Source organism: Spongiactinospora sp. 9N601 (assembly GCF_044326295.1).
In the GTDB taxonomy this organism is placed as follows: Bacteria; Actinomycetota; Actinomycetes; order Streptosporangiales; family Streptosporangiaceae; genus Spongiactinospora; species Spongiactinospora gelatinilytica.
Genome location: NZ_JBIRBB010000009.1, coordinates 211,202 through 228,496, shown reverse-complemented (window position 1 = coordinate 228,496; position 17,295 = coordinate 211,202). Strand labels below are relative to the sequence as shown.

Below are 17,295 nucleotides of genomic sequence, written 5' to 3'. Positions count from 1 at the left end.
AGGGTCAGACCGGTCCGGCCTCGACCAGCGACTCGCCGTCCGGGCGGAGTTCGGCGCGGGAGAGTTCCAGGCCGGAGCGCGCGAACAGCTCCTGGTACTGCTCCGGCGTGCGCAGCCGGGCCTGGAGCAGCACGAACATGTAGAGGTCGAGGGCGCGGACGTAGTGCGTGCGGTCCTCGCCGGTGGGCATGTGGCCGACGATGACCACCCGCGCCTCGGGCCGCATCGCCGCGCGGACGGTCCGCAGGATGCGTACCGCGTTCTCGTCGTTCCAGTTGCCGATCACCCGGGACAGCAGATAGACGTCGCCGCCCTCCGGCACCTCGTCGAAGAAGCTGCCCGCCACGACGGCCGCCCGCGCGCCCACCCCTGCGTCGGCCAGCAGTTTGTCCGCGCCGCGCACGGCGTTGGGCAGGTCGAGCACGGTCCCGGTCAGGTGCGGGTGCTCGGTGAGCAGCCTGGCCAGCATCGCGCCGCGCCCGCCGCCGACGTCCACGACGTGGGCGCCCTCGGGGAAGTCGTACAGGGCGCTGACCGTCTGCCCGGCGGCCGACTCGGCCATGGCCCCGTGGAAGACGCGGGAGAACGCGGCGTTCGCCGGGTCGGCCATGTACTCCCACACCGGACGTCCGTGCGCGGCGTCGAAGGCGGGCTCGCCGGTGCGGGCGGTGTGCGCGGCATGCGCCCAGGTCCGGGCGAACTCCTCCATTCCCGTCAGCCGGCACATCTGCCGCATGCTCTGCGGGTGGTCGTCGCGCAGCACCTCGCCGACCTCGGTGAGCGCGAAGCGGCCGTCGTCCAGCGCGGTGAACAGGCCCGCGGTACCGGCCGCGTGCAGGAAGCGGGCCAGCGCGTCGGCGTCGCCGCCGGTCAGGGCGGCCAGGTCGGCGGCGGTACGGGGGCGGTCCAGGTGGTCGGCGACCCCGAGTTCGGCGAGCGCGGAGACGGCGGAGGAGATCCAGGCGGCGGAGACGATCTCGATCAGGCGCAGCCGGGGGGCGATGGCGTCGGTCATCCGTGGTCCTTTCCTGTGGGCACTGCGGGGTCGGCTTCGCCGACCTTGGCGGCTTCGGCGACCTCGGCGGCCTCGGTGAGGAAACCGGCGACGGTGAGCCGCTGGGTGAGGAACAGGCGGCGTACCGAGAGGTCCGTGCCGAGCAGGTCCCGTACCTGGGCGGTGAGCCGCATCAGCAGCAGCGAGTCGCCGCCGAGGTCGAAGAAGTTGTCGTCGGGGGCGATGCCGTCGATGCCGAGGGCCCGTTCCCACAGCGCGGTGACCTGGCCCATCGGGTCGGTGGCGGCGGGGTTCACAGGCTGGGCCACTGCTACAGGGCCGGCGTCCGGCTGGGCGTCGTCGCGGACCGGTACCGGGCCGCCCGCCGGCACACCGCCGCGCGGCGGCGGGTCGATCCAGTGCCGCCGCCGCTCGAACGGGTAGCCCGGCAGCGGAACCCGGCGCGGTGGCCCGGCGCGGCGGCCGGTGAGCCGCCACACCGCGGCGGCCCGGTCGATGCCCAGCTCCCACAGCCGTCCCATGGCCGCGAGGAAGAACGCCTCGTCGCTCTGTTCGGCGTAGGCGTGCCGCAGCGCGGGCGTCACGGCGGCGTCGGGGCCGAGCACCTGGCGGGCGAGCTTGCTGAGCTGACCGCCGGGGCCCGCCTCCAGCAGCAGCGGCGCGTCGGCGTCCGCGCACAGGACCCGCACGCCGTCGGCGAAGCGCACCGGCTCGCGGCTGTGCCTGACCCAGTAGCCGGGGTCGGTGGCCTGCTCGGCGGTGATCCAGGTGCCGGTGACGTTGGAGACGTACGGGATCTGCGGGGCCTTCAGCGTCAGCCGGGCGACCAGGGCCCAGTACTCGTCGAGCACCGGGTCCAGCAGCGGCGTGTGGACGGCGGACGGGACGCGCAGCCGGTGGTGATCGACGCCGCGTTCGGCCAGCCGCCGCTCCAGCGCCACGACGGCCTCGGTGGTGCCGGACACCAGGCACGCCTCGGTGGAGTTGACGGCGGCGACGGCGACGTCCAGGCCGAGCAGCGGGGCCAGGGCGTCCGGCGCGAGGGCGACGCTGAGCGCGACGCCGCCGACCGAGGCGAACAGCCGCTCGCGTTCGGCGACCAGGGGCAGGACGTCCTCCAGCGCGAAGACCCCGGCCAGGCACGCGGCGGCGTACTCGCCCAGGCTGTGCCCGAGCAGGGCCACCGGGACCAGTCCGTGGCTCTCCAGCAGCTTGGCCAGCGCGTACTCCGTGGCGACCACCGCCGGGAACGCGGCGGGCCGCAGCCCGGTGGCGATCCCGTCGAGCCTTGCGGTGTGCTCCCCCGACCCCGCCGGGCGCGCGCCGGACTCGGGCGGGCCGTACAGGGCGGTCCGCAGGTCGTGCCCGAGCACCGGGCGCAGGATGCGCGCGCACTCGTCGATGACGTCGCGGAACACCGGTTCGTGCGCGTACAGGCCCGCGCCCATGCCGTCGTAGTGCGCGCCGCCGCCGGGCAGCAGCAGCGCGAGCGGGCGTTCGGCCGCCGGGACCGGGGGCGTGCGGGGGGCGGCGCGCAGCGCCCCGGCGGCCTCGCCAGGCTCGCGCACGACGAGGGTACGGCGGAGCGGGTGCGCCACCCGCCCGGCGGCGAGCGTGTGGGCGACGTCGGCCAGGTCGAGTTCGGGGTGGGCGTCGAGGTGGCCGGCCAGTTCCCGGCAGGCTTCGCCGAGCGCGGCCGGGGTGCGGGCGGACACCGCGAGCAGCGTGTCCGGCCTCTCTTCCACAAGCTGCGCGGGCCGGTCGGGGGGTTGTTCGAGGACGGCGTGGGCGTTGGTGCCGCCGATGCCGAAGGAGCTGACGGCGGCCCGCCGGGGACCCGGCACCCGCCAGGGCCCGGCCTCGGCCGCCGGGCGGAACGGCGCGTTCGCCCAGTCGAACAGCGGGGTCGGCCGGCTGTGGTGCAGGGTGGCGGGCACGACGCCGTGTTCCAGGGCCAGCACGGCCTTGATCAGCCCGGCGATCCCGGCCGCCGCGTCCAGGTGGCCGATGTTGGTCTTGACCGACCCGATCAGGCACTCCCCGCCGTGCCCGCCCGCCCGCTCGAAGGCGTCGCGCAGCGCGGTCAGCTCGATCGGGTCGCCCACGGGGGTGCCGGTGCCGTGCGCCTCGACGTACCCGATGGCGCCCGCCTCGACGCCCGCCTCGGCGAGCGCGGCGAGGATCACCTCGGTCTGGCCCCGGGCGCTTGGCGCGGTGAAACCGACCTTGCGCGAGCCGTCGTTGTTGACCGCCGTGCCGAGGATGACCGCGCGGATCGTGTCGCCGTCGGCCAGGGCGTCCTCCAGCCTGCGCAGCACCACGGCCCCGGCCCCGTCGCCCTGGCTCATCCCGGCGGCCCCGGCGTCGAAGGCCCGCACCCGCCCGTCGGGCGAGTAGGGGCCGTCCTTGACGTGCCGGTAGCCGAGCCTGGCCTGCGGGTTGAGCGCCACGCCCCCGGCCAGGGCGAGGTCACAGCGGTGCGCGAGCAGGTCCTGGCAGGCCAGGTGGACCGCGACCAGCGAGGTCGAGCAGGCGGTCTGCACGCTGATGCTGGGGCCGGTGAGCCCGAGCAGGTAGGAGACCCGGGTGGGCAGGGTGCCCGGGGAGTTGCCGGACAGCGCGGCCATCTGGTCCAGGGACCCCGGCTGCCCGGCGTACCAGGGGGCGAGGTTGGCGGTGTAGTACCGGCTCAGGCCCGCGCCCGCGTAGACGCCGACCGGGCCCGGATGGCGGGCCGGGACGTGGCCGCTGTCCTCGAAGGCGTGCTGGGCGACTTCGAGGAACACCCGCTGCTGGGGGTCGAGCAGCGCGGCCTCGGTGGGGCGGTAGCCGAAGTGGGCGGCGTCGAAGCGGTCGTGGCCGTCGATCTCGCGTACGACGCGGACATGGTACGGGTCGTCCAGGAGGGCCGGATCGCCGCCCGCGGCCAGGTACTCCTCGTCGTCCAGGACGGTGAGGCTGTCCCGCCCGGCGAGCAGGTTGTCCCAGAACGCCGCGGCCGTCGGCGCGCCCGGGAAGCGGGCGGCCAGGCCGATCACGGCGACGCTGAACTCGGTGTCCAGGGGCTGCGGGTCGCTCATGCGGGGGACGCTCCTTTGGGCGCGGCGGCCCGGCGGGCGGCGGCTCGGCCACGGGCGGCCCTGCGCCGCGCCACGCGCGCCGCCTCGCCGCCGTCGTCGGCTTCTGCTCGGTCCGGTGCGTTGTCCAGCAGGTGGGCGAGGTCGGCGACCGTCGGGTGCGCGAACAGGTCCACGACCCGTACCGGACGGCCCAGCTCGCGTTCCAGCGCGGCCTGGACCCGCAGGGTGAGCAGCGAGTGGCCGCCGAGGTCGAAGAAGTTGTCCCTGGCCCCCACCCGGGGGACGCCCAGCACGTCGGCCCACACCCGGGCCACCGTGCGTTCCAGTTCGTCGCGCGGGGCCAGGTAGGGGGCGCTGACCGGCACCCGGCCGGGCAGCGCGGCCAGCGCCGCGCGGTCCACCTTGCCCGAGGGCATCAGCGGGAACTCCGGCAGGACCTGCACCGAGTGCGGCACCCCGTACTCCGGCAGCCGCTCGGCCGCGAACGCCCGCACCTCGTCCTCGCCGGGCGGCGGCCCGCCGGGCCGGGCCAGGCAGTACGCGGCGAGGTGCCCGGCCCCCGGCGTGTCCTCGCGCAGCAGCACCACGGCCTGCCGTACGGCCGGATGGCGGCCCAGCACGGCCTCGATCTCGTCCAGCTCGATCCGGAACCCACGGATCTTGATCTGCCGGTCGGCCCGGCCGAGAAACTCGATCACCCCGTCGGGCCGGTAACGTCCCAGGTCACCGGTGGCGTAGAGGCGTCCGCCCGGCTCACCGCCGAACGGATCGGGGACGAACCGGTCGGCGGTGCGCCGCGAGTCGCCCAGATAGCCGCTCGCCACCTGGACCCCGCCGATGTGGATCTCCCCCGGCACCCCGGGCGGCACCGGGCGCAGGCCCGGCGCGAGCACGTGGACGCGGGTGTTGGGGTTGGGGCGGCCGATGGTGACGCCGGTCCTGCGGGTCTCGCCCCGGTAGACCTCGCAGCTCACGCCGATGGTGGCCTCGGCGGGGCCGTAGCCGTGGTACATGGTGCTGCCGGGCATCCGGGCGCGGAACCGCTCGAACAGCTCGGGGGTGAGCACTTCCCCGCCGCACCACACGTGGCGCAGGCTCGCGCGCGCCGCGGCGATGCCGGGGCGCTCCAGCATGGCGTCCAGCATGGTGGAGGTGACGTAGACGAAGTTCACCCGTTCGCGGGCGGTGACGGCGAGCAGGGCGTCGGGGTCCTTGTCGGCCCCGGGCGGGGCCAGGACGAGCCGGGCCCCGCAGGCCAGCGGCAGGAAGATCTCGTTGATCGCGATGTCGAACCCGAGCGGCGCCTTGTGCAGCACGCCGTCCCCGGGACGCAGGCCGAGCAGTTCGGCCTGCCAGGGCAGCCGGTTGCAGATCGCGGCATGCGTGATCATGGCCCCCTTGGGCCGCCCGGTGGACCCCGACGTGTAGATCACATAGGCCAGGTCCTCGGGAGCGGGGCCGCCGTACGGCTCCGCGTCGCCGTCGGCGGCCGGGACGATGGCCGCGGGGGGCGCGTCAGTGCCCGCGTCCGGGACGTCGTACGGGGCCGTGTCGTCGGCGGGGTCGAGTACGGGGGCGTTCCAGGGGGTGTCGCTCTGGGAGAGGATGGCGGCGGGGGCCGCGTCGGCGACGGCGTCGGCGATCCGGCGGGCCGGCCAGGACGGTTCGAGCGGCACGAAGGCCGCTCCCGCCTTCAGCACCGCGAGCAGGCCCACGATCAGGTGGGCCGAGCGGTCCAGGTGGACGCCCACCAGCGCGCCGGGCCCCGCGCCCGCCGCGGCGAGCCGCCCCGCGAGCCGGTCGGCCGCCGCGTTCAGCCGGGCGTACGTCCAGCGGTCCTCGCCCGCGACCAGGGCCTCCGCGTCGGGCCGCCGCCGCGCCTGCGCCTCGAACAGGCCGTGCAGGGTGGCCGGGGCGAGGAGTTCGGGGCGCGCGGTGGCGTTCCACTCGTACACGATCCGGTGCCACTCCTCGTCCGACAGCATCGGCAGGTCGTCCACCGGGCGGTCGGGTTCGGCGACGGCGGCGGCGAGCAGCCGGTCCAGGTGGCCGAGCAGCCGCGCGGCCGTGTCCGGCGTGTAAAGCTCGGTGCGGTACGTGGCCCCGAGTTCGGTGCCCGCGCCGGTGTCCACAGCCTCCACCGCGAGGTCGAAGCGGGCGGTGCCGTTGTGCACCGGCACCTCCTCGACCGTGACGCCGGGCAGGTCCAGCGCGCCGATGCCCGAGGCGCGGGCGGAGAACATGGTGTCGGCGAGCGGGGTGCGCCCGCCGCCGCGGTACGGCCGGACCTCCTCCACGACCCGGTCGAAGGGCGTGTCCTGGTGGGCGTAGCCGGCCAGGCACTCGGCGCGCGTCCGGCGCAGCAGTTCCCGGAACCCGGGGCGGCCCGAGGCGTCCACGCGGATGACGATGCTGTTGCCGAAGTTGCCGATCGCGGGCTGCGGCCCGGCCGCGTCGCGGTTGATCACGGGCGTGGCCACGGCCAGGTCGGTCTGCCCGGTGTAGCGGTGCAGCAGGGCGAGGTACCCGGTGAGCAGCGCCATGAAGGGGCTCGCCGACTCGGCGCGGGCCAGCGCGGCGAGCGCGGCGTCCGTGCCCGCGGTGAGCGGGCGGGCGACGCGCGCGCCGGCCTCGCCGGGCATCGACGGCCTTGGCAGGTCGGGCAGCGGCGCGGCGGACGGCGGGGCGGGGGTCAGCCGCTCCCGCCAGTACGCGAGGCCGTCGTCGCCGGGCCGTTCCCGGTGTTCCCGAGCGGCGTGGTCGCCGTACTGCGGTGCCGCCTCCAGCGTGGTCCCGGGGGCGCGGTACGCGGCGGACGCCTCGGCGAACAGCGGCTGCCAGCTCAGGTCGTCGCAGGCGATGTGGTGCAGCACGATCAGCAGCAGGTGCCGGTCGGGGGCGATCCGGTACAGGTGCAGCCGCAGCGGCGTCTCGGCGGCCAGGTCGAACGGCCGGGCCGCCGCGCGGCGGGCCCGTTCGGCGGCCTCGTCCCCGGCCGTGACGTCCTCCGAGGTGAAGGGGACCTCCGCCGGGGGCAGGACCCGCTGGACCGGGATGCCGTCCGGTCCGGTGCGGTAGACGGTGCGCAGGATCTCGTGCCGCGCGGCCACGGCCGTGAAGGCCGCCCGCAGCGCGGCCGGGTCGAGCGCGCCGGTCAGTTCGGCGGCGATGGGCAGGTTGTAGGCGGCGCTGCCGGGCCGGGCGTGCTGGTGAAACCACATGCGGTACTGCGCGGAGGACAGCGGCGTGGCGTCCGGGTCGCGCCCGGGGGCGGTGGTGTCCGATCGCGGCCCGGCCCCCTGCCGAGCGAGCAGGGCGCGCAGCAGTTCCATGCGGGGGTCGTCGGGGACGGGGGTCGGCGAGGTGTGTTCCGCGGTCATGACCGGTCCTCGGGGGAAGCGGGCTGGTACTGCTCTGCCGTATCGCCCAGCGCGGCGGTGACCTGGGCGTCGGTGAGCGCGGTGACCTGCTGGTACAGGCGGGCCACCAGGTCCAGGCGGCCGGGGGCGCTCTCCTCGCGGCGCATCGCCGCCGCCATCGCGGTGACGGTGAGCGTGCCGAACAGCGCGCGGGCGGTGAGGCGTTCGCCCTCGAAGATGCCGCGCAGCCGGGTCAGGAGCCGGGCGCCGAGCAGGGAGTCACCGCCGAGGGCGAAGAAGTCGTCGCCGGGCGCGATGCGGTCGCGGCCGAGCGCGGCGGCCCACTCCTCGGCCAGCAGGCGTTCCAGCGGCGGCAGGCCGGACGGGTCCGGTACGTCGGGGGCCTCGGGAGCCGGCTCGTCCGCGGCCAGGGCGGCGCGGTCGATCTTTCCGTGGGGCGTCAGCGGGAACGCCTCCACCCAGGCGAAGGACGCCGGGACCAGGTGTTCGGGCAGCCGCTCGCGCAGGAACGCGCGCAGTTCCCCGGCGTCCGGCTTCTCGTTTTCGGAGATCGGCCGTAGGTACGCGGCCAGCGCCCGGTGGCCCTTGCGGCCGGGGATCGGCAGGCCGGTGACGACGGCCCGATCGACGTCCGGGTGCGCGGCCAGCGCGGCCTCGACCTCGCCGGGCTCGATCCGCTGCCCGCGGACCTGGATCTGGAGGTCGGCCCGCCCGGCGAACTCCAGGTCGCCGTCCGGCAGGTAGCGGCCCAGGTCGCCGGTGCGGTAGAGGCGTTCGCCGCTGACCGGGTGGGTGACGAACGCCGCCGCGGTACGTTCCGGGTCGCCCAGGTAGCCACGGGCCAGGCCGACGCCCGAGACGTACATCTCGCCGGTGACCCCGTCGGGCCGGTCCCGCAGCCGCGCGTCGAGCAGGTGGTAGGCGGTGTTGGCGATCGGCCGGCCGTACGGGATGGACGGCCGGGCGTGGTCGGCGAGGTCGGCGTGGTCCACCGGGTGCCAGATGTTCCACAGGGTGGTCTCGGTCGGCCCGCCGACGCTCACCAGCCGGGTGTGCGGGGCGGCGGCGGCGAGGGCCCGCGCGGTCTCCGGCGGGATCCAGTCGCCGCCGGTGAAGGCCAGCCGCAGGCCGCTCAGCGCGGTGGCCGCCTCCGGGTGGTCCAGCAGCATCTCCAGCGTGGCGGGCACGGAGTTCCACAGGGTGACGCCATGGTCGCGCATGAGCCCGATCCAGTGGCCGGGGTCGCGTACGGCGTCGGCGTCCGGCAGGACGAGCGTGCCGCCCGCGCCGAGCACGCCCAGCAGGTCGAAGGCGGCCATGTCGTGGTGCGGCGCGGTCAGGCCGAGCACCACGTCGTCAGGGCCGATGCCGAAGGTCTCCACGGTCTCCCGCAGCGCGTTGACCATGCCGCGGTGCTCGGTCAGCACGCCCTTGGGCGTCCCGGTCGAGCCCGAGGTGAACAGCGCGTACAGCAGGTCGCCGGGCCGCGCCCGCAGGTCGCCGAGGTTGGGCGGGTCGGCCTCGGGCAGCGGGCCGTCCACCGCGATCGGCGTCACGCCCGGGGGCGGCGGCGGGAGCCGGTCGGCCGCACGGGTCAGGACCGTGCGCACGCCCGCGCGTACCAGCAGGTCACGGACGCGGGCGGGCGGCTGGGCCGGGTCGATCGGCAGGTAGGCCGCGCCGCCGAGCAGCGCGCCGTACACGGCGACGGCCTGTTCCGCGCTCTTCTCGATGAGCACGGCGACGATGGTGTCCGGCCCGGTGACCCGCGCGGCGACCGCCGCGCCGACCTTGGCGGACGCGGTCAGCAGTTCGCCGTAGGTGAGGGTACGGCCGGACGTGACGATCGCCGGGCGGTCCGGCCACCGGTGGGCGCGCTCGACGAAGGCGGCGTGCGCGGGGACCTCGGGCAGCGGGCGGGTGCGCCCCCGTACGGCGGCGCGGCGGGCCCGCTGGGCGGCGGGCAGCACGTCCAGGTCGGGCGTCGTCCACGCGTCGTCGTCCCGGAGCAGCCGGTCCAGCAGCCCGCGGAACGCCTCGAACATCGCGTCGGCCATCCCCGGCGGGAACAGCTCCTCGACGACGTCCCAGTTGTAGGCGAGCGCCCCCTGGCGTTCGTCGAGCTGCACGTCCAGGTAGACCTGCGGGGTCTGCGACACGCCGTACACCTGGGTCCAGCGGCGGTCCAGGGCGGTGCCCTCGGGGTCGGCCCAGGCCAGGGTGCTGGTGAGGACCACGGGCATCCGGGCGTGCTCCATGCCGCCGCGGACCCGGGCGAGTTCGCGCAGCATCCACGGGCCGGTGACCTCGGGGTGGCTGAGGTCCTCCCACAGCCGCCGCTGGATGCGCCCGGCCCGGTCGGCGAAGGTGTCGCGGGACCGGTTGTCCACCTCGACCAGCGAGAACGAGGCGAACTCCCCGACCAGCCGGTTCACCTGCGGGTGGATCGGTTCGCGGTTCATCCGGGGGACGTTCACGGTGAAGTGGGCGTCCTCGCTCCAGGCGGCCAGGATCTCGGCGAAGGCGGCGAGCAGCAGCGCGGACGGGGTGAGCCCGGCCGCGCGGGCGCGCGCCTTGAGCCCGTCCCAGCCGGCCCGGTCGAGTACCGCCGCGCGGCGCGCGAACCGGGGCGCGGCGATCGTCGCGGGGTCGGCGGTGAGCGGCAGCCGGGGGGCGGGCGGGAGTTCGGCGAGCCGCTTGCGCCAGTACTCCTCTGACCTGCGGTGGTCCTCGCCGCCCTGGCGGGCCGCGTCGGCGAGCACGTACTCCCGGAAGGACGTGGTCAGCTCGGGGAGCCGGGCGGCGGGGTCCTCGTAGAGCGCGGACAGTTCGCCGGACAGTACGTGCCAGCTCGCGAAGTCGCAGACCAGGCCGTCGAAACCGATGAAGACGCGGACCAGGTCATCGCGCAGCCGGGCCACGGTCACCTGGAACAGCGGCCACCGGTCGGGTGGCCCCACGGCGTGGGAGAGGCGGTCGCGCAGGGCGGCCAGTTCGCGGTCGCGGGCGGCCTCGTCGCGGTCGCGCAGGTCGATCAGGTCGGGGGTGAAGGGCGGGGTGTCCGGCAGTACCCGCTGGGTGACGGTGTCGGGGTCGATGACGGCGCGCAGCATGTCGTGCCGCTCGACGAGCAGCCGCCAGGCGGTGGCGAACCGGCCGACGTCCAGGTCGCCCTCGAACTCGAAGTAGGCGTGGGTGGTGACGTTGCCGAGCTCGAAGACGCCGCCCCGGCCCAGCAGGTACGCCCGCTGGGTGTCGGTCAGCGGGAACGGCTCATGGCGTGGGTCGGCCGCCAGGGGGCGGCTCGCACCGCCGCCGGGCCTTTCCCGGCCGGGGCCGGCGGGCGTTTCCCGGCCGGGGCCGGTGGGCCTTTCCCGGCCGGGGCCGGTGGGCCTTTCCTGGCCGGGGCCGGCGGGCCTTTCCCGGCCGGGGCCGGCGGGCCTTTCCCGGCCGGGGCCGGCGGGCCTTTCCCGGCCGGGGCCGGCGGGCCTTTCCTGGCCGGGGCCGGTGGGCGTTTCCTGGCCGGGGTCGGCGGCGGGCATCCGGTCGCGGGGGTCGGTGGGGGTCATTCGTGGCCTCGCCGGGTGCTGGGGCGGGGGTCCGGCCAGGCTTCGGCGATGTGGTCCAGGCACGCGTCCCGGGTGCCGGTGACGCCGGTGGCCCGCCAGCCGGGGGGCGGCTCGCGTCCGGCCTCCCACACCGAGTGCTCGCCCGCGTCATTGACCACGACGGCCCAGGAGCCGGCAGGCACGGCGGCCCAGGAGCCGGCGGGCACGGCCGTCACGCGGGCCCGGCCGGTGTGGAACGGACAGCGTTCGCCGGACGCGGTGTTGTCGTGGTTGTCGTCTTCGAGGAAGTACTGGCGCCACTCGCGGTTGTCGTCGTGCCCGTACACGCCCAGGTGGGGCGAGGGTTCGACCGTGTCGTACGCCCGGAGGCGCCTGCGGATGGTCCGTCGGGAGGTCGCGCCGCGCGGTGTGTCGGCCTCCAGTCCCTCGAAGACCCAGCGCGGCTGGAACGTGATCATGAACTGGTCCGCGTGCCGGCTGCGCCGCCGGTCGTGCGCCGGGGTGTTGCAGACGACGAAGATCGGCACCCCGCCAAAGGAGAACTCCCACATCGGGTCATCGGGGTCGGTGGGCACGTCCTCGGGCCACGGCTGGGCGTCCTTGGCGGCCAGGTAGCTCAGTACCGCCCAGAACCGCTCCCGGTACGCGGCGAGCGGCAGCGGCTCGGCCTCGGGCCGGAAGAACACCACCAGCGAGGTGTCCTTGCCCAGCCCGCGATACACCTCCAGGTACCGGCGCAGCAGGTCCGGCAGGGCGGACCAGTCGTCCTGCCGGTCGGTGCCGTCCACATAGCCGATCCGCAGGGTCCGCTTGCGGGCGGCCCCGACGCCGAAGATGCACGGGAAGGGCTCAGTGTCGGAGAGGATCGATTTCAGAAACTCCTCGGCGACCGGCGCACCCCATTTCGGGATCTCGCCGATGGTCAGCTCCGCGGCATTCCGCGGGACGGTCGTGGCGGCTGTTCTCTTCCTGTTCTCGGGCATGCGTGTACTCACTCCGTTCCACTGGGAGAAAGACCGAGAAAGAGAGCGAGTCAGTCGGTGACGAATTCCTGGAACATTTCTTCAGGAATGATCGGCTGATGATAGACGCAGGTTCCCGAAAGGACCACTGACCCGTGCAGGCGAGACGTCGGAATGAGCAGTTTGTCGCCTTCGGCGAGCGCGATGCGGTGCGTGACGTTGTTCCAGAAGTGCATCTGGCCGCTTTCGATCATCACCAGGCGGTGTTCGTCGTGGACGTGCGTCGTCGAGGTCTCCTCGTGGGTTTCCACGAAGGTGTCCAGATCGACCTCGATCTTCTCGGTCAGGAGTTTGTGCTGGATGCCTTCGGCGGCGGTCTTGTAGTCCTCGATGCGGTCCGCCCAGACGAGCTGCTCGGTGAGGTCGCCGTCCCACTGGCCGGCGAGGCGCGCGGCGTCGGCGAAGCCCCGGTGGAAGCCGGTGACCACGCCGCCGCCGAAGAGGGCGGGCAGCGGGCCGAGCAGCCGGTCCACCAGGCCGGCCGCGTCCTCGGGGCTGATCCGGCCGAGGCCGCGCAGGTAGGCCGGGGACAGGCCGAGGGCGTCGCGCAGCGCGTCGGCCAGCGGTTCGGCCGAGGCGGCCTGGTCCACCAGGAAGTGGGCGACCGCGCCCAGGAACTCGGGCAGCCGGTCGCCGGACAGCGACAGGCCGAGCAGGTGGTTGCCGCGGGCCAGCGAACTCCCCAGGGAGAACTGCCAGTACGCGGCGGGCGAGCTGGTCAGTCCCGCGCCCTGGAACATGGCCTGGTAGTCGCCGGCGGCGGCGGTCCAGCGCCGCCAGATCTCACCCAGCCAAGGGCGGAGCCCGGGGTGGGACAGAGTGGTCTCGGCGAGCGCGCCGCGGCCGATGGCCGTGTAGGCGGCCGGCAGGAACACCCCGGTCTGGATGAGCAGGAAGGTGGCCGCGCTGTGCGCGTCCTTGCGTCCGGCGGCGATCGCGTACGCCTCGCGCGGCTCGGCGTTGCGCCGCTCGCAGTACCGCCGGACCACGTCCTTGACCGCCTCGACGGTGGGTTCCGGCAGGTCGTCGCGGCCTTCGGCGAGGAAGCCGAACAGGTGGTTCTCCAGGATGGGCCGTGCCAGTGTGCCGAGCAGCCGGTTCTCGAAGGAGTTGAAGCGCTCACCGTCGGTGGCTGCGGCCGGGTCGGCCCGTGGCGGCAGGATGGTCTGCTCGGCGTCGTAGACGTTGCGCAGCATCCGGTGGCCGAGCAGGCCGCTCAGCAGGAGCTGGCGTTCGGCGGGCAGAACGGAGGCGTAATCCAGCCAGGCCAGGTCGGCTGGTCGCACCGGGCGGCGGAAGGGGTTGTCCGGGGTGGTCAGCTCTTCCGCGGTCGCCGCGCGGAACGCCTCGTTGGCGGCGTACGCCTTCAGCACGGCGTTGGGGTCGGCGGTGAGATCGCCGAGAAGGGCCGCGACGGAATGGGCGGCGGGCTGTGAGTCAGGCTGAGGGGCAGGCGATTCTGACATGACCATGACAGGGCCTCACTGACGTTGGAGCCTGAGGATCTGAGGACAGGGACGTGTGCGTTGCCTGAATAAGGGGTCCGAATGCGAATTCCGGGGAAACCGGAGTCGCCCCGGCCGGAAACGCCATATGGACGGCCACGCGAGCATGACCGGAGAATGCCGTCTCGCCACACCTGCCGTATGCGAGAGAACAACGGGGCTCACAGAATCCCGGCTCGGCGAATCCCCACTGTTATAGCGGCACGGGAAGATCGGCTCAGCAAATGGCCAATCACCGCCTGGAGCATAGGCACACTCCGGCAGGGCGCGCAAGCCCCCCGAAAGCTCCGGCGGGACGTGCTCATTCGCCGCCGGGAAAAGAGAATCATGCGCTGCGTGGCCGAGCCGCACCGGACCGATTACATTGGGCTACTTTTGTCAACCAAAGGAAAGCAGGCCGCGATCCCGTCGAGCACCACTTCAATCTTGCGGTGGAACCAGTCTTCCGGGCGGCCGGAGATCACCCGCTCGAAGGCGTCGACCACCTGCTCCGGGGCCTCGCCGCGCACGTCGTCGAGCATGCCCCGGCGCAGCATCGCGGTCTCCTCCACGGCCGTGGCCGGCTCGTCCGCGCGCTGTCCGGCCAGGAAGTAGAGCAGCACCTGTTCGTTGACCAGGTCCTGGGCGAGCACGGCGGTCTCGGCGTCCATGCCGGCCTCCACGAGGGCGGCGGCGGCCCTGGCCCCCTGCCGGGAGAACTCCACCAGGCCCCCGCGCATGGCGGCGACGTGCAGCGCCAGGCCGGGGTGATCGGTGAACATCCGGAACGTGGTCCCGGCCAGCGCGCGCAGGTACGCCCGCCATCCGGCCCGGGCCGCGGGCCAGTCCATCCCTGCCACGACCCGGTCCGCGGCGGCGGCCAGCAGCGCCTCCTTGTGCGGAAAGTAACGGTAGAGGGTGGAGTGCTTGACCCCGAGCCGCCGGGCCACGGCGCTCATGCTCAACTCCTCGAACCCCACCTCGACGGCCGCCTCCACGATGGACTCACGCCCGACCTGAGGAGGGCGGCCGAGCTTGGGACCACGGAGCCGGGCGCTCAGTCCGGCATTCGGTCGCTGGGGATCGAGACTGGCCATATGAACATTGTCACCGGCCGCACGACCTCCGGGTAACCGCCCCGACCTGCTCGGGGCGCTCCTCGGCACATTAGTTACATGTCGTCACTAAAAAGTTAGGGTAGGCATGCTTAAGTCGTGTTATGGTGAGCGTGATTGACGCCACACCTGCCGTGGCGCGCTGCTCGTGAAACCTGGAAGTGCTCCATCCGAAGCGTTCGGCACGGAAGCGCTTCACGCCGGTCGGTTCCCGGACCCCCGACCGCCTGAAGCGGCATCGATCAGGAGGGGATCTGTGCGGCACGTCGGCCCTGCCACGCTTTCCATGATCCGCCCCCACCCGGGCAACCCACCCGACCCCCACCCACCCTGATGGGGGTCAGCCCAGTATCAACAGCCGTTGATCGGTCAGCTCGGTGAGGCGGCACCCCAATGACCTTCGCTTCACTCAGCCGTCTTCTTCCCTGGACGTGACCGTGCCGCTCCCCGGCAGGTCACAAGACCGTGAACACGGGCAGGTAAGGCGGCGACCCCGCGACCAAAGATCCCCAGCCCGTACGCCGGAAAGGGCGCCCGAAGACATCCTGGCGGCATTGCTCCCCGATGATGCCGGAGGTTTCTTGCGCGAGTACCGCAGCGTGACGGCCGAGGCGATGGAGGCGCACGGCGCGCGCAACAGGTCAACGCCGCGAGAAGGCGGTGCGGGCGGGTACACGGGTACACGGCCACCGGCAAACGACGCGGCGGCCTGAAAGGGAGTCCCCCTGGCGATGTTCGCCATTTGTTCGCGGACAAGATCCGCAAAACGGCGAGGGGAGGCCCGCCGTAGGCGCTACAGCGCCAGGAAGGCGGACACTCCCATGTCGGCGCTCACAACCCGGGCGGCTTCGGCCGCGGCGGCGTTGAGCGACCGGATCGCGTCGCGCTGCGGGGCCGGCGCGACGACCGTACGCAGCGGACGCTCACCAGCGGGCGACTCGACCACGGCGACGATCGCGTCAGAGCCCGCACGGGGATCTGCCGGCGCCTGCGTCTGAAGCTTGGACAACTCGGCGACGAAGCCGCCGAACCCCTCCGCGTAGGCCCCCATCCGCGCCGCGTCGGCCGGCATGACGGCGTTGACGCCGATGTTGGTGGGATACGGGGCCGCGTCGATGATCACCGACTCGACGCCGAAGGGCGCCAGTTCGTGGTGCCACGCCTCGGTCAGGGCGGCGAGCGCGGCCTTGCTCGCCGCGTACAGCCCGGAGTACGGGACCGTGATCCGGCTCGAAGTCGAGCCGACCTGGATCAGCACGCCGCCACCTTGCCGGCGCAGCCACGGCAGCGCGGCCCGGCTCACCCGCAGCGCGCCGAAGACGTTCACATCGAATTGGCGCTGCGCCTCCTCGGCCGTGAATGCCTCGACCGGCCCCGGGAAGATCACGCCCGCGTTGTTCACCACCGCGTCGATTCGTCCGGCCGCGTCGATCACGGCGGCGACCGCGCGGTCGGCGGACGACTGATCGATCACGTCGAGCTCGACGACCCGCAGGTCGATCGCCTCGGCCACGGCGAGCGCGGCCAGCTCCGCGGCGGCCTTCGCGTTGCGCCCGCCGATGTCGCGGAGCCCGGCGAAGACCTGATGGCCCCGCCGCGCCAGTGTTTCCACGGTCAAACGGCCGAAGCCCGAACTGGCACCGGTGACCAGGGCAACCGTCATGGTGTCTCCTCGCTGAAAAAATGGGGTGGCACCCCGTTTCTGTCACCGTACGATATGGGGTGGCACCCCGGTTGGCAACCGAAAGTGGGGTGCCACCCCATTTCGCGAAGGGACCCTGCGTGGCACCGGAACGGCCGAGACGGGCAGACGCGCGGCGCAACTACGACCGGATCGTGGCCGCGGCCGAGGCCGAGATCGCCCGGCACGGCGCGGACGCGTCACTGGAGGAGATCGCCCGCCGGGCGGGCGTCGGCTCGGCGACCCTGCACCGGCACTTCCCTTCGCGACAGGCGCTGCTCGAAGCGGTCTTCCACGACCGGGTCGAGGTACTGTGCGCACAGGCCCGGGAGATGCGCGAAAGGCCGGACGCGGCGGACGCCCTCTCAGAGTGGCTGCAAGCGGTCGCGGTCTACGGCGCGACCACGCGGGGCCTGGCCCGTTCACTGCTCGGCGGCTGGCGCGAAACGGACCCGCCCCCAGGCAGCACCTGCGAGGCGATGCTGGTCGACGCGGGCGCCGAACTCCTGCTCCGCGCCACCGACGCCGAAGCGGTGCGCCCTGACGTGTCGATCATCGACCTGCTGACGCTGGTCAACGCGATATCCCTGGCCACCGAGGGCACCCCCAACGCAGCCGACGAGGCCGCCCGCCTGCTCCGCCTCACCATCGAAGGCGTCCGAACGCCAGGCCCCTGATCCCGTACGCGGTCCCCCTCGTCTGCGTACGAGCCGATGCCGGCGGGGTTCTAGCGGCGGCGGGGCCTGAAAGGCGTGGCCCTCGCTGCGCTCGGACGTTCTTTTGTGTCGGGCTTCGCCCGACCTCGGTGTTGCTCGTGTGCCGCCGCACTCCTTTAGCTACTTTTGAATATGACCAATTATTGACAGTTTGGGCGCATCGTGGTCACCCTGCTCGTCCTCGGCGCTTGTTCTCGGAAGTCGTTCCTGGGGCTTGTGACCTGGCCCGGACC

Annotated in this window: 10 protein-coding genes; 2 read left to right on the top strand and 8 right to left on the bottom strand. The window is 73.7% G+C overall.

Annotation, left to right across the window (positions count from 1 at the left end):
• Window positions 1-4: 4 nt before the first annotated feature.
• From ACH34R_RS23270 to ACH34R_RS23240, 7 genes are all read right to left on the bottom strand, one after another.
• Entirely contained in the window at window positions 5-1,015 is a 1,011-nt protein-coding gene (locus ACH34R_RS23270; RefSeq protein ID WP_397563611.1) for a methyltransferase, read from the bottom strand.
• Window positions 1,012-4,095, bottom strand: coding sequence for a type I polyketide synthase (locus ACH34R_RS23265; protein WP_397563610.1), 3,084 nt, complete (start codon window positions 4,093-4,095; stop codon window positions 1,012-1,014). The genes ACH34R_RS23270 and ACH34R_RS23265 overlap by 4 nt, the downstream gene beginning before the upstream one ends.
• Entirely contained in the window at window positions 4,092-7,475 is a 3,384-nt protein-coding gene (locus ACH34R_RS23260; RefSeq protein WP_397563609.1) for an amino acid adenylation domain-containing protein, read from the bottom strand. Before ACH34R_RS23260 ends, ACH34R_RS23265 begins: the two co-directional genes overlap by 4 nt.
• Window positions 7,472-11,044 (bottom strand): amino acid adenylation domain-containing protein, encoded by a 3,573-nt coding sequence (locus ACH34R_RS23255; protein ID WP_397563608.1) that lies wholly within the window; start codon window positions 11,042-11,044, stop codon window positions 7,472-7,474. The genes ACH34R_RS23260 and ACH34R_RS23255 overlap by 4 nt, the downstream gene beginning before the upstream one ends.
• Window positions 11,041-12,027, bottom strand: coding sequence for a YqcI/YcgG family protein (locus tag ACH34R_RS23250; protein WP_397563607.1), 987 nt, complete (start codon window positions 12,025-12,027; stop codon window positions 11,041-11,043). The genes ACH34R_RS23255 and ACH34R_RS23250 overlap by 4 nt, the downstream gene beginning before the upstream one ends.
• Window positions 12,028-12,077: 50 nt before the next feature.
• Window positions 12,078-13,532 carry a hypothetical protein gene (locus tag ACH34R_RS23245; RefSeq protein WP_397563606.1) on the bottom strand — a complete coding sequence of 485 codons (1,455 nt, stop codon included), beginning with the start codon at window positions 13,530-13,532 and terminating at the stop codon, window positions 12,078-12,080.
• A gap of 398 nt (window positions 13,533-13,930) precedes the next feature.
• Window positions 13,931-14,647 carry a TetR/AcrR family transcriptional regulator gene (locus tag ACH34R_RS23240; protein ID WP_397563605.1) on the bottom strand — a complete coding sequence of 239 codons (717 nt, stop codon included), beginning with the start codon at window positions 14,645-14,647 and terminating at the stop codon, window positions 13,931-13,933.
• A 395-nt stretch (window positions 14,648-15,042) separates the two neighbouring features.
• Here ACH34R_RS23240 and ACH34R_RS23235 point away from each other — a divergent pair, with 395 nt between their 5' ends.
• On the top strand, window positions 15,043-15,378 hold the full coding sequence (locus tag ACH34R_RS23235; protein WP_397563604.1) for a DUF6247 family protein: 336 nt from the start codon (window positions 15,043-15,045) through the stop codon (window positions 15,376-15,378).
• Between the two features lie 80 nt (window positions 15,379-15,458).
• Here ACH34R_RS23235 and ACH34R_RS23230 read toward each other — a convergent pair whose 3' ends face one another.
• The gene (locus ACH34R_RS23230) at window positions 15,459-16,328 is read right to left on the bottom strand and encodes an SDR family NAD(P)-dependent oxidoreductase (RefSeq protein WP_397563603.1); all 870 of its coding nucleotides are present in this window, start codon (window positions 16,326-16,328) and stop codon (window positions 15,459-15,461) included.
• 119 nt (window positions 16,329-16,447) lie between these two features.
• Between ACH34R_RS23230 and ACH34R_RS23225 the strand changes: the two genes are divergently transcribed.
• Entirely contained in the window at window positions 16,448-17,023 is a 576-nt protein-coding gene (locus ACH34R_RS23225) for a TetR/AcrR family transcriptional regulator (RefSeq protein WP_397563602.1), read from the top strand.
• The last annotated feature ends 272 nt before the right edge of the window (window positions 17,024-17,295 follow it).